This window comes from Sulfitobacter litoralis (assembly GCF_900103185.1).
GTDB lineage: Bacteria > Pseudomonadota > Alphaproteobacteria > Rhodobacterales > Rhodobacteraceae > Sulfitobacter > Sulfitobacter litoralis.
The window spans coordinates 23,354-38,714 of record NZ_FNJD01000027.1; the positions used below are offsets into that span (position 1 = coordinate 23,354).

Annotated in this window: 11 protein-coding genes; all 11 read right to left on the reverse strand. The window is 57.6% G+C overall.

Features of this window, described 5'->3' with window-relative positions; genetic code table 11:
* Nucleotide 1: 1 nt before the first annotated feature.
* Nucleotides 2-697, reverse strand: a complete 696-nt coding sequence (gene urtE, locus BLQ98_RS16285) for an urea ABC transporter ATP-binding subunit UrtE (protein ID WP_093734300.1) — start codon at nucleotides 695-697, stop codon at nucleotides 2-4.
* The gene (gene urtD / locus BLQ98_RS16290; RefSeq protein ID WP_005851852.1) at nucleotides 690-1,442 is read right to left on the reverse strand and encodes an urea ABC transporter ATP-binding protein UrtD; all 753 of its coding nucleotides are present in this window, start codon (nucleotides 1,440-1,442) and stop codon (nucleotides 690-692) included. The genes urtE and urtD overlap by 8 nt, the downstream gene beginning before the upstream one ends.
* Nucleotides 1,439-2,605, reverse strand: a complete 1,167-nt coding sequence (gene urtC / locus BLQ98_RS16295) for an urea ABC transporter permease subunit UrtC (RefSeq protein ID WP_093734301.1) — start codon at nucleotides 2,603-2,605, stop codon at nucleotides 1,439-1,441. Before urtC ends, urtD begins: the two co-directional genes overlap by 4 nt.
* 3 nt (nucleotides 2,606-2,608) lie before the next feature.
* Nucleotides 2,609-4,543: an urea ABC transporter permease subunit UrtB gene (gene urtB, locus BLQ98_RS16300; protein ID WP_093734302.1), complete on the reverse strand. Its 1,935-nt coding sequence runs from the start codon at nucleotides 4,541-4,543 to the stop codon at nucleotides 2,609-2,611.
* 75 nt (nucleotides 4,544-4,618) lie between these two features.
* A complete protein-coding gene (gene urtA, locus BLQ98_RS16305; protein WP_093734303.1) occupies nucleotides 4,619-5,911 on the reverse strand; it encodes an urea ABC transporter substrate-binding protein in 1,293 nt (430 codons plus the stop codon).
* Between the two features lie 350 nt (nucleotides 5,912-6,261).
* Complete coding sequence (locus tag BLQ98_RS16310) at nucleotides 6,262-8,256, reverse strand: TRAP transporter permease (protein WP_093734304.1); 1,995 nt, start codon at nucleotides 8,254-8,256, stop codon at nucleotides 6,262-6,264.
* 94 nt (nucleotides 8,257-8,350) lie between these two features.
* A complete protein-coding gene (locus BLQ98_RS16315) occupies nucleotides 8,351-9,487 on the reverse strand; it encodes a TAXI family TRAP transporter solute-binding subunit (RefSeq protein ID WP_093734305.1) in 1,137 nt (378 codons plus the stop codon).
* A gap of 165 nt (nucleotides 9,488-9,652) precedes the next feature.
* The gene (locus tag BLQ98_RS16320) at nucleotides 9,653-10,723 is read right to left on the reverse strand and encodes a malate/lactate/ureidoglycolate dehydrogenase (protein WP_093734306.1); all 1,071 of its coding nucleotides are present in this window, start codon (nucleotides 10,721-10,723) and stop codon (nucleotides 9,653-9,655) included.
* Nucleotides 10,724-10,986: 263 nt separating this feature from the next.
* Nucleotides 10,987-11,886: a UTP--glucose-1-phosphate uridylyltransferase GalU gene (galU, locus tag BLQ98_RS16325; protein ID WP_093734307.1), complete on the reverse strand. Its 900-nt coding sequence runs from the start codon at nucleotides 11,884-11,886 to the stop codon at nucleotides 10,987-10,989.
* A 228-nt stretch (nucleotides 11,887-12,114) separates the two neighbouring features.
* Complete coding sequence (locus BLQ98_RS16330; protein WP_093734308.1) at nucleotides 12,115-14,259, reverse strand: Hint domain-containing protein; 2,145 nt, start codon at nucleotides 14,257-14,259, stop codon at nucleotides 12,115-12,117.
* Between the two features lie 838 nt (nucleotides 14,260-15,097).
* Nucleotides 15,098-15,361, reverse strand: a 264-nt coding sequence (locus BLQ98_RS16335) for an integrase core domain-containing protein (protein WP_141135360.1), incomplete at its 5' end; no start/stop codon positions are given.

Consider the following 15,361-nt stretch of genomic DNA (forward strand, 5'->3'; position numbering starts at 1 on the left):
GCTAAAGCGCCAGATCAGCAATCAGCATGTCCTTGGTATAATCTGCCTTTAGCTTGCGCGTACCGTTGCGCCCGCCTTCGACCACGATAAAGCTATCGCCCAGCGCATAGGCAAAATCGGCGTTCTGTTCGACCAGCACAATCGCCATCTCGCCTAGGCTGCGCAACAACCGTAGAGCGTCTCCGATCTGCTGGATCACATTGGGCTGGATGCCTTCGGTCGGTTCGTCCAGCAACAAAACCCGCGGCCGTGTGATCAGCGCCCGCGCGATGGCAAGCTGTTGCTGCTGCCCGCCCGACAGATCGCCCCCGCGCCGCGCTTTCATGTCACGCAGGACGGGGAACAGGTCGTAGATATGGTCGGGAATGTGATGCTCGGCCTTGGGTAGGCAGGCAAACCCCGTCTCAAGGTTCTCTTCAACCGTCATCATCGGGAAAACCTCGCGCCCCTGCGGCACATAAGCAATGCCCGCATTCGCCGCCTGAAAGGCTGTGGTCAAACGTACAGGGGTTCCATCAACCGTAATCGTCCCCGCCGACGCCGGATGCCGGCCTGCAATCGCCTTGAGGGTGGAGGTCTTCCCCACCCCGTTATTGCCGATCAAGGTTGTGATCTGCCCCTTGGGGGCCTGAAAGGACACCTCGTAAAGAATGCGGCTTTGACCATAGTGCAGGTCCAGATTTTCAACTTCAAGCATGGCCACGCCCCAGATAAACTTCGATCACTTTCGGGTTGGATGTCACGTGGTCCAAACTGCCTTCGGCCAGCACCGATCCTTCGTGCAGCACCGTGACCTTGCAGTCGAGCCTGCGCACGAATTCCATGTCATGTTCCACCACCACCACGGCGCGGGTCTTGGCGGCACGTTTCAGAATGTCGGTGGTCTTTTCGCGTTCCTCTACCGTCATGCCGGCGGCGGGTTCATCAACCAACAGCAGACGCGGCTCCTGTGCCAGCAACATGCCGATCTCCAGCCATTGTTTCTGGCCGTGGCTCAACTCTCCGGCGATGCGGGTCAAACTTTCGGTCAGGCCGATCTCTGCCGCGATGCCTTCGATCCGCGCAGCGTTGGACGGGGTCTTGCGGTGCAGCAACACTGCCAGCGGCCCGCGCGGGTTCTTCAGCGCCATGGCAAGGTTCTGCCGCACGGTCTGCGCCTCGAACACGGTGGGTTTCTGAAACTTGCGCCCCACTCCTTCGTTCGCGATATCCGCCTCTGACATGCCAAGCAGCGATATATTCCGCTCCCCCCAGACGACATGGCCACTGTCGGGGCGTGTCTTGCCCGTGATGATGTCCATAAAGGTGGTCTTGCCCGCCCCGTTGGGCCCGATCACGGCACGCAGTTCGGGCTCTGCGATCTGGATCGACAAGTTGTTGATCGCTTTGAACCCGTCAAAGGATTTTGACACGCCAGAGACTTCTAACAGGGTATCGTTCATGACGGTTTCCTCACCAGATAATCAAACAGGCCGCCGATCCCCTTGGGGAAGAACAAGGTGACGCAAACAAAGGATACGCCAAGCAGAACCAGCCACCAGTCAGTCCATAGGATCGTATAGAACCCGAGGTTAATGGCAGGTGCGCCGCCGCCCGTGAACCAGCTGGAAAGCAATGACACAAACGCCGCCCCGATCACCGCGCCGTAAAGCCGCCCGCGCCCGCCAATCGCGACCCAGACCGCCAGATAGATCGACGCAATCGGCGCGATCTCGGCCGGATTGATGATACCGGCCTGCGGGTAATATAGCGCCCCGGCGATACCCGCGATCACGGCGGTGAGGGTAAAGATGAACAGCTTGTAGCGTTCCACCCGGTAGCCAAGAAAGCGGACGCGGGCCTCGTTGTCGCGGATGCCTTGCACCACGCTGCCCATCTTGCCCGACACCACCCAAGCAAAGAGGATATACCCAAGCGCCAGCGCCAGCGCTGACCCCATAAAGAACACAAGGCTTGTGGTCGCCTGCGAAGTGTCTTCGTACCCCGGAATATTCTGCAACCCTGACAGCCCGTTGTTACCGCGCAAGCCACTGTCGTTCTGGAACAGCCACAGTGACAGGGCCAACGTCATCGCCTGCGTCAGGATCGACAAGTAAACGCCCGTCACACGGCTCCGGAACGCCAGCCAGCCAAAAACCAGTGCCAGAAGCCCCGGCACGATCACCACCATCAGCAGTTGCAGAAACAGACTGTCCGAGAACGCCCAGAGCCACGGAAAGTCAGAGCTACCAACGACGCCGAAAATCTGATTGCCGATGGCGTCCTGCACCTCTTGCGGCGTGGGCGGGATAACGTGGCCTTCGAGACTGGTCATAACGATGCCTTCGGTCCGCGCATACATCAGCCACATGCCGATGGCGTAGCCGCCGATGCCGAAGAAGGCAAAGTGCCCAAGGCTTAGGATACCGCAATACCCCCAGACCACATCCATTGCGATGGCGATGAGACACAGGCACAGCGTCTTACCCAAGGTCTTGACCATCGAGGTAGAGATAAGGCCGGTGCCTGTTGCCTCTGACCCGATTGCGACAGCCAAAGTGAATAGCCCCAGAAAGGCGATGAACCACATGACAGAGGGGTTTTGTGAAAGGAATGTTTTACGCATGGATCAATCCGCCGCTGCCCGACCCTTTTGGGCAACGATGCCCTTGGGACGGAATTGAATGAACAGGATGATGAACAGCACCATATACGTCTGTGCTGCGAGGGTATTGGACGGGTTGAACCATTCGATCCCCTTTTGCAGGAAGCCGATCAGCGACGCGCCCGCAAGCGTGCCCCAGACATTACCGACGCCCCCCACGACCACAGTCATGAAGGATTGCACGATATAGTCGGCCCCCATCTCAGACGTGACCTTGGCATAGAGCCCGATGGCCACCCCCGCGATCCCCGCGATGCCGGACCCAAGACCAAAGGTCATCATATTGATGCGGTCGGGATTGATGCCCATGCTGGCCGCCATACCGGGGTTCTGCGTTACGGCCCGCACCTCGAGCCCCAATCGTGTGCGTTTGAGCACAAACAGGATCAGCCCCAGAAACAGCAACGCCAGCACGAAGATCGCAATGCGGATATAGCTGATCTGGATCACATCCGAGATCACCCAAGCCCCGTCTAGCCAGCCCGGAGATGTAAGTGGCCGTGCCTGCGTGCCAAAGATGTTCTTGGCCAGCTGTTGCAACGCGATCGAGATGCCAAAGGTCGCCAGCAATGTCTCTAGCGGGCGGTGGTAGAGATGACGGATCACCAACCGCTCCATCACCACACCGGCGGCGAAAGTTACCGCAAAGGCCAGCGGCAGGGCGATGATGATCGACAGCGTGTAATCTGGCACGAAAAGCTGAACGACGTAGCCGGTATAGGCCCCCATCATGATAAACTCGCCATGCGCCATGTTGATGACTCCCATCACCCCAAAGGTGATGGCAAGACCAATCGCGGCAAGGAAATAAATCGACGCAAGCGACAGCGCGTCCAGCGTCAGGTCAACAGTTTGGGCAGCGGCAACGCGGGTTTCAATACTGTCGAGTGTGGCCCGCGCGGCGTCTGTGACAGCGCTGTCGGGCTCGTCATACACCTCGTAGAAGTTCATGTCCGCCACGGCGCTTTGCTGGTCCAGCTCTGTCACAAGTGGCGGCACGGTGCCTGCGGCGGCAAGTGCGGCATAGGCCTTGGCGCGTCCGGCATCGGTATCCAGCTGTGAGGTAGGAATGCCCCCGACCCGCCCGCCAACGACATGAGCAGCCAAGGCCTCGCGGATTGCAGCGGCGGAAATAATGGTCGGTGCAAGACCCGCTGCCACAAGCTGGGCATAGGCATCAGCCTGTGAAAGATCATCGCCTGACGTCAGCACCCGCGCGACATTGCCAGAGGGCGTTTGAGACGGGGTTGCCGTCTTGGTCGACAATATCTGGTTCATCACGGCCCGCGCTTCGATTGAGGTATCGGTCGCCATTGATGTGATCGCCGCGATGCGCTCCTCGGATGTGTCGCCAAAGCTGGCAGATAGGAAATTGGTCAACTGTATTTTCCGCGCCTTCAATGCCGCGTCCGGCTCTGCCTCTATCGATGCGCGCAGGGGACCAAGCTGGTCGGCCTCGGGTCGGCGGGCGATGGAATCGACAGCGCTTTGGCGGCGCGCAAGATCGGGATCGGTTAGCTGGAATTGCACCAAAGCCGTCCCGATCAGCCGGCGCACACCGCCATTGGGCTTTAGCTGCGAAAAGCCATTTGTCGGTGCCGAGCTTTCCGCACCGGTGTCAATATCGCGCAAGGTCAGATCATCGCCTGTCTCGGTCCCGAAAAAGAACACACCGTCGGCCTCGCGCTGCCAGACCCCTTTGTCCTGCCACTGCTCTAGAAAAACACTGACCTGTGGCGCGCCAGAGGCGGCCAGATCGTCCAGCGCGACAGACACAGAGCTGCGCGAGGGTTTGGCGATTTCTTCGGCATGGCCTTGAAGCACGGGCTGCAAATCTTGCGCCTGTGCCGCGCCCACGATGCCCACCCAACAGAGGAGCATTAACAGGTGGCGGAACATAGGAGACCCTTGTGGTAAATCTAGGAAATATGGTGGTGGGGGCGGCCAGACATGCTGCCGCCCCGACGTTCAGGATCAGTAGTTAGAGGTCAACTGAACGCATGTTTCCGTTTCGGTGTTGTACATGCCGCATTCCAGCTCTTTCCAGTCGGACGTGAGCACAGCGCTTTCGGGCAGGAAATCTGTCCACGCGTCGCCTTCGACAGGATCGGTCTGGCTGATGATGTCGAACTGCCCGTCGGCTGTGATCTCGCCAATGAGGACGGGCTTGGACAGGTGGTGGTTCACCAGCATCTCGGCGGTGCCGCCTGTCAGGTTCGGGAAGGTCTGCCCGTACATGGCGCTGCGCACGGCATCGACATCGGTGGTCCCGGCTTGTTCAACCGCGTTCACCCACATGTTAAAGCCGATGTAATGCGCCTCCATCGGGTCGTTCGTCACGCGCTTGTCGTCGCCGATAGATGTTTTCCACTGTTGGATAAATTCGGCATTCGCGGGGGTATCTGCGGACATAAAGTAGTTCCACGCTGCCAGATGCCCGACAAGGTTTGACGTATCGAGACCTGACAGCTCTTCTTCGCCGACCGAGAACGCAACAACCGGAATATCGTCAGCCGACACATCCGCCGCGGCGAGTTCCTTGTAAAAGCCGATGTTCGCGTCGCCGTTGATGGTCGATACAACGCCGACCTGCTTGCCGTCCTCGCCCAGTGCCACAACATCGCCCACGATCGTTGCCCAATCGGATTGACCGAATGGTGTGTAGTTCACAAAGATGTCTTCTTCGGCGATGCCCTTGGACATCAGGTAGGATTTCAGGATGTTGTTGGTGGTGCGCGGGTAGACATAGTCGGTGCCGAGCAGTGCGAATTTCTCGACGCCCAGTTCTTCGAGGAAGTAATCCACCGCAGGAATCGCCTGCTGGTTGGGGGCGGCACCGGTGTAGAACACGTTCTTGGACGATTCCTCACCCTCATATTGCACGGGGTAGAACAGCAGACCGTTCAGCTCTTCGATGACGGGCAGCACGGATTTGCGCGACACGGATGTCCAGTTGCCAAAGATCACGTCGACTTCGTTCACGGTCAGCAGCTCGCGTGCTTTCTCAGCAAACAATGGCCAGTCAGAGGCAGGGTCAACCACGACCGCCTCGATCTGACAGCCCAGTACGCCGCCTTTTTCGTTCTGCGCGTCGATCAACATCAGCATGGTGTCTTTCAACGTCGTCTCGGAAATCGCCATGGTCCCCGACAGCGAGTGCAGCACGCCGACCTTGACCGGATCGGCACAATCCTGCGCCATCACCAGCGAGGTGGAGCCCATCAGCGCGGCAGTCGCGCAGGCAGCGAGTTTGGTGAATGTTGTCATTTTCTATCCCCTGTTGGCGCTGCTACCCCTTGCGTCAGAACGCACTTTTCTGGGGCCCCCAAGCACGTTAAACAGGAGGCGCAGCATATTGTTGTGATCGTCGCATGGCTTGTTACATCTGCCAGGATTGCTGGCCGTGCGACGGTGTTGCCTTTCTCGGCACAGAGCCAAGATGCCTAGGGCAGCGGCAGAGTCGCTAGAAAAAATGGCATGTCACCAGACACACCACCGCTCGCGCCTTATTTTTTGGCGATAGAGGTCAGGAACGCTTAAAATATAGCCTGCGGGCGCACGCAGGTGCGGGCGTAGATGGGGGCGCACGCAACCTGCGCGCGCCCGAGGGCCATTGGCTAGGGCGCGACGCGCGCGGCAGAGGTCGCCTGCCACGCGCGCATCATGGGCAGCGCACACAGGGCGGCACCAAGGATAAAGGACAGGCTATAGCCCAAGCCGGCCAGATCATTCTCAGGCATGGCAATCAGCACGCCACCAAAGAACAGCGCGATCCGCATCGGCAGCGCGGCGCGGCCCTCTATCGGACCGACAAGGCTGATGTAGCCCTGCAACGCCGCCGAGATCAGCGTCACGCCGATCATCGCACAGCTCAACGCGACGACGACCTCCCACGCGGGGGCTTGTCCGATTAACGCAGGGTTCAGCACGAAGAAGAAGGGCGCGATATAGATCACCCCGCCAAGGCGCATCGCTTCGAACCCCGTTGCAATCGGGTTCGACCCCGCCATGGTAGAGGCCGCAAAAGCCCCAAGGGCGACCGGCGGCGTGATGTAGCTGACCATACCCCAGTACAAGATGAACAGATGCACCGCCAACTGGTTCAACCCGCCTGCCTCAAGCGCAGGGGCAAGCACCACGGCGAGGAAGATATAACAGGCCGTGACCGTCATCCCCATGCCAAAGATAAACGCGGTGATCGCGCCCATCAGCAACAGGATCAACGTGCTGTCGCCGGCGAGAAACACCAGCTCGTTCACCAAAGTCCCCGCCAGCCCCGTGGCCGAAAAAGACCCGACAATGAGGCCAACACCCAGCAGGATCGCCGTCAGCTCTGACAGACCCATGCCGACACCGACGATCATATTGCCAAGTCGGCTAAAGTTCAGACGATGGCTGGCGCGGAACTGATTCACAACCAAGAGCAAAGCCGTGGCATAGAACGGGGCAGAGGATTCCTTGCGCAGGCCGATCATCATATAGAGCAGCAGCGCGAAGACGAAGATATAGGGCCAGCCTTCGATCATCACCTGACGCAGGCGCGGAAGGTCAGGCTTGGGCAAACCCCGCAGCCCGCGTTTCGCGGAATAGGCGTCGATCTGGGCAAACAGCCCCCAGTAGAACAATACGCTGGGGATGGCCGCGGCCAAGGCGATTTCGACATAAGGACGTGACAGAAAGGATGCCATGACAAAGGCGGTCGCCCCCATGATCGGCGGCATCAGCACCCCGCCGGTAGAGGCGCAGGCCTCTGTTGCGGCAGCGGTCTTGGCCGAAAATCCGGTCTTGCGCATCGCGGGAATGGAGACCGCCCCCGTGGTCAGCACGTTGGAAATGACAGAGCCGGACATGGAGCCCATAAAGCCGCTGGCAAAGATCGACACTTTCGCCGCCCCGCCGCGGTAGCCGCCTACAAGCCCAAGCGCCAGATCGTTGAAAAACTGCCCGCCGCCGGTCCGTTGCAGCACCGCGCCGAACAGGATGAACCCGATCACGACGCCGCCAAACGCCTTCATCGGAATGCCGAAAGAGCTTTCGGCCGAATAGATATGGTAAGGCACGGTTTGCAGGAACGTGCTTTGGAAGCCCGAGAAAGGGTCCGGCACGTGGCCCGCGAAGGTTGGATAGAACGCAAAGAGCGTGACAATCAGGAACAGCACCAGACCGCCTGCCCGCCGCGTTGCCTCCAGAATCAGAAAGAAGAAGACGACCGACACATATTGCGCCGTATCAGGGGCTGCATATTCCCACCCTTGCGACAGGTTCTGCTGCGCAGTTTGCGACAGATAGACAGTGGTCCCTACCGACGCTGCGAAAAACACCCAGTCTAGCAATGATGGCTCTCCGCCTTTGCCGCCCCTCGCCTGAAAAATCAGAAACGTCAGCGCCAGAAACATGCCCCCAAGGATATAGAGATACCGCCCGTCAATCAGGACGATCCCCATAATCTGAAGGTTGAACAGCTGGTTTACCACCAACACCAGCGACAGCAGCGTCGTGATGACCACAACCCAACGCGCCAGTCCCGAGATGCGCTCGGCCGGGGTGGCACCGTCGATCGCCACTTCCTCAAACTTTGACTGCGGGGCACGCGATGTGTCGGGATTCGTCATAAGAGGGCTCTCTCGTTTGGGGATACGGGCCTGCAATTGGCATAGCAGGAACGGGCCGACACATTGGTCAGCCCGCCCTTAGCTTTGGCAAGGTTTAGAAAACGACGGAGAACCCGCCATCTTTCAGCGCCTTGCGGCGTGCCTCGGACCAGGCGGCTTCCCAGTCAGAAGGGTTTGCCGCTTTGGTCGCTTCCCACGCAGCCGTCAGCGCTTCTTGGCGTTGCACAAGCTTGTCGTTATGCGCCTGCGCCGTATCGGACCACGCATCTACCTCTTTGAAGTAGCGGATCGCCCCTTCGTGGTAGGGCACCACCCATTCCATATTCTGTTTGTCCAGCGCCCAGCCACCGATACCGGGGGAATTGCCGTCGTATTTCGGGAACAGCTCTACCATCGCTTTGGTCATGTTATAAACCAGTCCTTCGTCCGTGGCCGCAATCGCGGTCAGCACGGGATAGGCATAGCCGGCCCCCTGATAGCCGTCGGTGCCGTCAATGGTGGCCCCGACCTTGGCTTTGTTGATATTAAAGAAGGGTGCGACCTCTTGCATACGGGCAAAGCCGTCGGTGTCTTCGGGATCAATCGGGGGCCAGAACAGCCCGCGCGGACCGGCTTCGGCCTCATAGGCTTTGCCTGAGTTGGTGGATGCAAAGGCCGCATCGACCTGCCCTTCGATCAGACCGGTCCAGCTGGCACCAAAGCCACCGAAATCAACCCGCTCCACATCGTCCCATGTCAGGCCGCCATAGGCCAGATAGGCTTCGGTGTTCACGTTCAAAGCAGGTGCGCCAACGATATAGGACACGCGTTTACCCTTGAGGTCAGCGTAGGTTTCGATCCCCAGGTCGCCCGCGACACCAACCGCGAGGTTAATCGCGCCACCGTTGTTCGCCAGCAGCACGCGGATGGGCTGCGGGCCCCAGTTTTCGGCACCGAAATCAAACACACCTTCCTGCGCCATAAAGCTGCCGCCCACGCCCGTGGCCGAGAATTCAACCCGCCCCTGACGCAGCGGCTCTGTGCGCGACACGTCATTCTTGCCAGGCAGAACCCGCAGGTTGACCTCTGTCGCATCTTGCAGCGCGGCACCAATCGCCACCGCTTGGTTATAGCCTGCAGAACCGGTGTCATAGGCCGTCCAGCTCAGCTGTTTGGGCAGATCAAAATCCTGCGCGGCCGCGATAGAAGCCGTAAGACCAAAGGCCACGACCGTCGTTGTTAATACGTTCATATCTTCCTCCCAGAAAATCCTGCCGCGCAAACCATTCGCGTTTGCGGCAGGGTTAGCGGCCCGTTTTCTTGTGAAACGTGGTTCCGCCCTGTGGAAAAGGATACGAGTGCAGCTTTCGTCCTGTCAACAAAAGACCGCGTGAAAAACGCTGCCGCCGGGGTGATGTCAATCTGGGGTAGAGGAAAGATGCGCGGCCTCGGGAACCCCCGCCTTACGCGCCGCCTCCGACAGCTGCGCCAAAGTGCCCGCATCAAGCGGGATCCCGTTTGCCAACCGCTCTGCTGTGCTGCGCCGCTCAGGGTCCCCCGGAAACTGCACGCCGGATGTATCAGGTGCCGCCGGCGACGCCTTGACCCAATCGGTATAGCTGTCCACATCCACGCCAAAGCTCTCTGCCAGACCAAAGACATTCGGATCGATCAGGATCGCCATCATGTTATTCACAATTCGGTCCGGCACTTCGCGGGTCGGCGCATAGGCCCCGCCCCCGCTGAATGATCCACCCAAGATATCCCCCAGCAAGGCCAAGCCAAACCCCTTGTGCTGTCCAAATGCCGTCAGCGCCCCGCCCGCACCGTCAAACACCACCGACGGATCACGCGTCGGAGCGCCCTGCGCATCGATCAACGCCCCCTCGGGTGCCGGCTTCCCACTTAGCTGCGCAACACGTGCCTTGCCCATGGCAATGGTGCTGGTCGCCATATCCAGCACAAACATCGGGTGCTTTTCGGTCGCAGGTATCGCGGTACAATAAGGATTGGTGACAAAACGTGCGTCACTACCGCCAAACGGCGCCACAAGAGGCCTCGAGGACTGAACATTCGCGTACAGAATGCAGATAAACCCCGCCTCTGCCGCCATGGTGCCCCAATCTCCCAGCCGACCCAGATGAAAGCTGTTGCGCAAGGACAGCACTGCAAAGTGGCTGCTGTGGGCGCGGTCAATCGCAAGCGCCATCGCCTGCTCTGCGATGATATGACCAAAGCCCCGATGGCCGTCCACCAGCAGGAATGGCCCTTTGTCCTGCACCAGTTCAATGTCAGCCAAAGGGTCTAGCTGCCCTGCAAGGATGCCATCCACATACGCAGGGATCATCCCGACACCGTGGCTATCATGCCCCGCCAGATTGGCACCAACCAACCGTGCGGCAACCTGCTTGGCCCTGTCTTTATCCTTCCCTGCATGCGCCAGAATTGCCGTGGCAAATTCTCTTAACTGATCTGCATCAACCGTCATCAAAATTCCCTCCCGTTTATACCCTCAGCCGCGCCGCTTCTCCCAAAGCGCGTAACCGACACTGACCTGCAACCTCGCGCCAAGGCGGATGAACTGCAAGGACTAGCGATGATGGGGATGCGCGGTTGTGTGCGGGGGTGGATACAGAAGCGGGCCGCTGAACTGCTTGGGAACTGCCAAGGGTTCTGTTTATGGAGGAATACCGCGCGGGTTATGTTTTTGCGCACGGACGCTGTAAAAACCTCAGGTATCGTCCCGGCAGATTAGTGTCCCAGTCGGGCAGCCGTCAAGTTGACCTTCAAATGACCCAGAAGATCATCGCGCAGCTCTTCACGCGCCAAGCCGAAAGACACGGTCGCCTGCAAGAAACCGGACTTGGAACCACAGTCGAAACGCTGGCCCTTGAAACGGTAGCCATAGACATCATTGCCTTGGGTCAGTTCTGCCGCGATGGCATCTGTCAGCTGGATTTCCCCGCCCGAGCCGGACTTCAGCTGGTTCAGGTTCTTCAGTACGTTTGGCGACAGGATATAGCGGCCGATCACGGCAAGGTTCGACGGTGCGTCTTCGGCTTTGGGCTTTTCGACCATGCCTTTGACCTTGACCAAGGCCCCGTCAGATGGACCGTCATCAATGTCCAACATACCGTAAGAAGAGGACTTTTCAGGGTTCACTTCCATCGCCGCAACCATGTTTCCACCGGTTTCATTGTAGGCTTCGATCATCTGTTGCAGGCAGGGCTTGTCGGCAGCGATCACGTCATCAGGCAGCATCACCGCAAAGGGTTCGTTGCCGATCAGACGACGGGCGCACCATACGGCGTGGCCCAGACCAAGTGCTTTGTGCTGGCGGATATAGGCGATGGCACCGCTGTCCATATTGGTGTCTTTAAGGATCTCCAACAGCTCTGTTTTGCCTTTGGAGCGCAGTTCCTGTTCCAGCACGGGAGAGTGGTCAAAGTAGTCCTCCAGCGCACCCTTGCCGCGGGATGTGACAAAGATGAATTCCTTGATTCCGGCCGCGCGAGCTTCGTCGATGGCGTATTGCACCAGCGGGCGATCGACCAGGGTCATGATCTCTTTGGGAACAGATTTCGTCGCGGGCAAAAACCGCGTTCCCAAACCAGCCACTGGAAAAATCGCTTTTGTTATTTTCTTAGCCATGCTCAGCCTCGTAAAATCTTAGTGTAAAATAGATGAAAAACGCTTGTCGTGCAGCAAATGAACCTCGCGAGCGATCGCCAACAGCCTTCCATAGAAGGCTTACCCAATCATGAAGCCAAACCTGGTCAAAAAGCGGACAGCAGGCGCGCCACCTGACCTGTCCGCAGCAAGGCACCATGCGCCCAAACCTATGAATTTCGGAAAAACCTATGACGAACAGGTGAATATTTAATTCATGAGAGCCTTGTTATTCTTGGCATGACGCTCGACCAAGCGCTTTACCCATGCTCCCTTTTCCGGGATGTGCCGCACCGGCAGCAACGCTGTGCGCGTTGCAATATCCGGGAATAGTTCAAGAATTTCAGCGCGCGCATCTTCGGTCACAGCTTTCAAAGCTTCGGGCCCAGTGAACAGGCTTTCCGTTGCGGCGCTGTTGGAAAAGATGATTTCGTGTTGATCGAACAGTATGTGAAAATACTCCACACTATCGGCGTCTTCGACCACTTCGATCCCCGGCAGTCCAACTAGTTTGATAGCGGCTACTAGAATTTCCTGCACATCGAACATGCGCTCTGCGATCACTGAACGCACAAGGATTCTATGCTGCCGCGAAACGACCAGATCTTTCATCGGCGTGCCGTTTCCAAGCGCCCCTGCGGAAATTCTGATAGGTTTCAGCTTGGGGCGTGCAGCGAGCTCTTGCGGGCCAAGCGCCCTGCTTCCGATCCAACGCACAGGCTGCATCCCCCGATCCATTGTCAGCACCTGAGCACCGACCGCTAGGTCTTCGACATTTACTGGACCTTCTGACGTTATTATTTCCGTACCCGCCGCAAAACAGATAATTTCAATCCCGCTAAAGGTAAGCGTTTCGCCAGTGTCGAAGTTCACGGTGCCCTTCAGCGCGCCGCTGTCTGATGTATCCTCGGTTGCATTGATGGTGTAGCTGCCGCGATCCAGAGCGCTAAGGTCGATGCGGTCTTGATCGGTCGTATCATCAGGGCCCGTCCCACCGATGACAACATCGCCCTGAGCATCAGCGGCAGACTGCACAACGAATGTATCGTCCCCTGAACCTCCGCTTAAAATATCTGCGCCCGCACCCCCATCGATGATATCATCGTCATCCCCGCCATCAATTTGATCGACGCCTGCACCGCCGTAGATTTCATCTGCGCCTGCCCCACCGGACAGCGTGTCGTCACCGTCCCCGCCATCAAGCATATCGTCGCCACCGCGGCCGGATAGCTCGTCGGTACCGCCTGCCCCCCAAAGCTTGTTGGCTTCGGAGTTCCCTATAAGGACGTTGTTCGCGTCATTCCCTCGGATGTTTTCAAAGTTGTATAGTTCGGTTTGGAAATCCGTTGCGCCAACGGTTGTATCCGCTGCAGATCCATCGTCTGTCAGCGCAACACCTAGGTCAAATGACGCGACTACGCTGGCGTCTAGCGCGATTGTGTCGCTTCCAGCTCCGCCATCGATCGATTCCGGGCCGACAGAGGGGGTAAAGAACCCAACCTCAGCGATATCATCGCCATCTTCTAAAGATACAGTATCGCTACCACTGTCTGTGCCATCTGCCAGCCAAGTATCATTCCCATCGCCGCCATAAACAATGTCGTGACCCGTCCCACCCGAGATGACATCGTCGCCTTCGCCGCCCGAAATGCTATCATTGCCAGCCCCACCAAAGATCGTATCCTCACCAGCGCCACCCGATATAGTGTCATCGCCGGCTTCTCCGGACAGGTTATCGTTGCCGGTGCCGCCATCGATGATGTCATCGCCGCTACCGGCGCGAATGGTGTCATTGCCGCCATAGCCGTAGATTGTGTCATCGCCTGATTGATATCCGCCAAATATACTGCCGGCATCGTAGTCAGTAATTCGGTCACCATCGCCATCTTCGTAGTCGCCGGGCCCCTCATAGACATCCATATTGTCATCGCCGCTTGTACCATCGACGATGCCGGGGTTGCTTGGCGATAGATCAAACGACGCGGACGTATCTATCGATATGGTGGTCGCAAGACCGCTCGCTACGGGGAACCCATCGGGCGCGTACAAATATAAACCGGTCGACGTTTCGAAAACAGCGGCTTCCGTGGATCCAAGCAGCGCACCCAGCACCCCACCCAATAGGCCTGAATCGTAACCGTTAAAGGTAGCAGTACCGACATAAGTCGCTGTTTCGTCGGAACCGTCGATGGAGATCGTGGTAACTTCAGATGGCGCGAGTGTGCCGTCATCATCTGTGATACTTATATCCCCGGACACGTTTCCGAAGTTAGGCAGAACTGCAACGTCGCCGAGTGATATTAAATCACCGCTATAGGAATATAGGTTACTAGTGACATCAAGCGTTACAGACATTCTTCTTATCCTCGAGTTAATTCAGAAGTAGCGTTATTCCGTCGCGATACGCCGGCCGTAAGTATTCCACCCCACTCAGATATCTGAATATGGCAGTGCGTTCTTTATAAGGGCACTCAATTACACCCGTATGGATGCAATTGAACCAAACACGCTTTAGTGCTGTGAGGTTAAGAGAGAAAAAAAGACTATTAAAACCAAACCCTACAACCCTACTGGCTCATGCGCGGCATAGTTTGTGCATTGAAATAGTTCAGATCTGATTATGCACTCAATTGCCGCACTATAAGTATTGTAGGGTTCAATTGATCTGTCTCGCAAAAAACCACGCAAATTAACGGCGAAACACTAGTATATGCCGAATTGCGATAGTAGCGTCCATAATCTGATAATGGGCAGCCATGGGGAAGATATGAGCGGCTAATATCTACAGGCAAGGTTCACTGGCTTCAGGCTACCCCTGTAGACCTTGTCGCGAAAATGCATATCGCGCGCGAAAGAAGCTAGGAACTCAGCAGAGTTTCGAAATGACCGGATACCGTGCAAATCTCTGGACATGGCTCTACCCTAACGCAAGCTGTCGAGACCGCAGCACTAACGGTTCCATTTCGACAGGCACGCCGAGTGCACTCCAGACCACCCGTGCTTTTCGGGCTGTTGTGGCTGGCCTAGGTGTCGCAACCACAAGCGTAAATCCTGCACCGGTAACATCCTCGGCGCGCACATTGCCTGCACAGCCCGGGAACGAAAAATTTATATCCGGGTTGTCCGTCGTCATATAAAATGGGGCATCAGAGCGGTTTGAGCATTGGAGGCTCTGGCTCGTATGTGTAGTTGATTATGCGGCTTGTTTTTGGTGTTGCAAGCGACGTTGGCGGATTGTCTGCTTCTTGATCTTTTCCCTTTCCCTCAGAATGGCTTTGTCGCGGCCAAAGTAGACGTCGGCTGGCGTGACGTTGTTCAGGCTCTCGTGGTAGCGCTGGTTGTTGTAGTATTCGACGAAGGCCCCGATCTGACGCTCAAGATCGCCTGGCAGGTAGTAGTTTTCCAGCAGAACCCGGTTCTTCATGGTCTGGTGCCAGCGTTCGATTTTGCCTTGGGT

Bases quoted from the DNA above. Each gene is read 5' to 3' on its own strand.
- urtE (WP_093734300.1), bottom strand. From the start codon at position 697: ATGCTTGAAGTTGAAAATCTGGACCTGCACTATGGTCAAAGCCGCATT.
- urtD (WP_005851852.1), bottom strand. From the start codon at position 1,442: ATGAACGATACCCTGTTAGAAGTCTCTGGCGTGTCAAAATCCTTTGAC.
- urtC (WP_093734301.1), bottom strand. From the start codon at position 2,605: ATGCGTAAAACATTCCTTTCACAAAACCCCTCTGTCATGTGGTTCATC.
- urtB (WP_093734302.1), bottom strand. From the start codon at position 4,543: ATGTTCCGCCACCTGTTAATGCTCCTCTGTTGGGTGGGCATCGTGGGC.
- urtA (WP_093734303.1), bottom strand. From the start codon at position 5,911: ATGACAACATTCACCAAACTCGCTGCCTGCGCGACTGCCGCGCTGATG.
- BLQ98_RS16310 (WP_093734304.1), bottom strand. From the start codon at position 8,256: ATGACGAATCCCGACACATCGCGTGCCCCGCAGTCAAAGTTTGAGGAA.
- BLQ98_RS16315 (WP_093734305.1), bottom strand. From the start codon at position 9,487: ATGAACGTATTAACAACGACGGTCGTGGCCTTTGGTCTTACGGCTTCT.
- BLQ98_RS16320 (WP_093734306.1), bottom strand. From the start codon at position 10,723: ATGACGGTTGATGCAGATCAGTTAAGAGAATTTGCCACGGCAATTCTG.
- galU (WP_093734307.1), bottom strand. From the start codon at position 11,886: ATGGCTAAGAAAATAACAAAAGCGATTTTTCCAGTGGCTGGTTTGGGA.
- BLQ98_RS16330 (WP_093734308.1), bottom strand. From the start codon at position 14,259: ATGTCTGTAACGCTTGATGTCACTAGTAACCTATATTCCTATAGCGGT.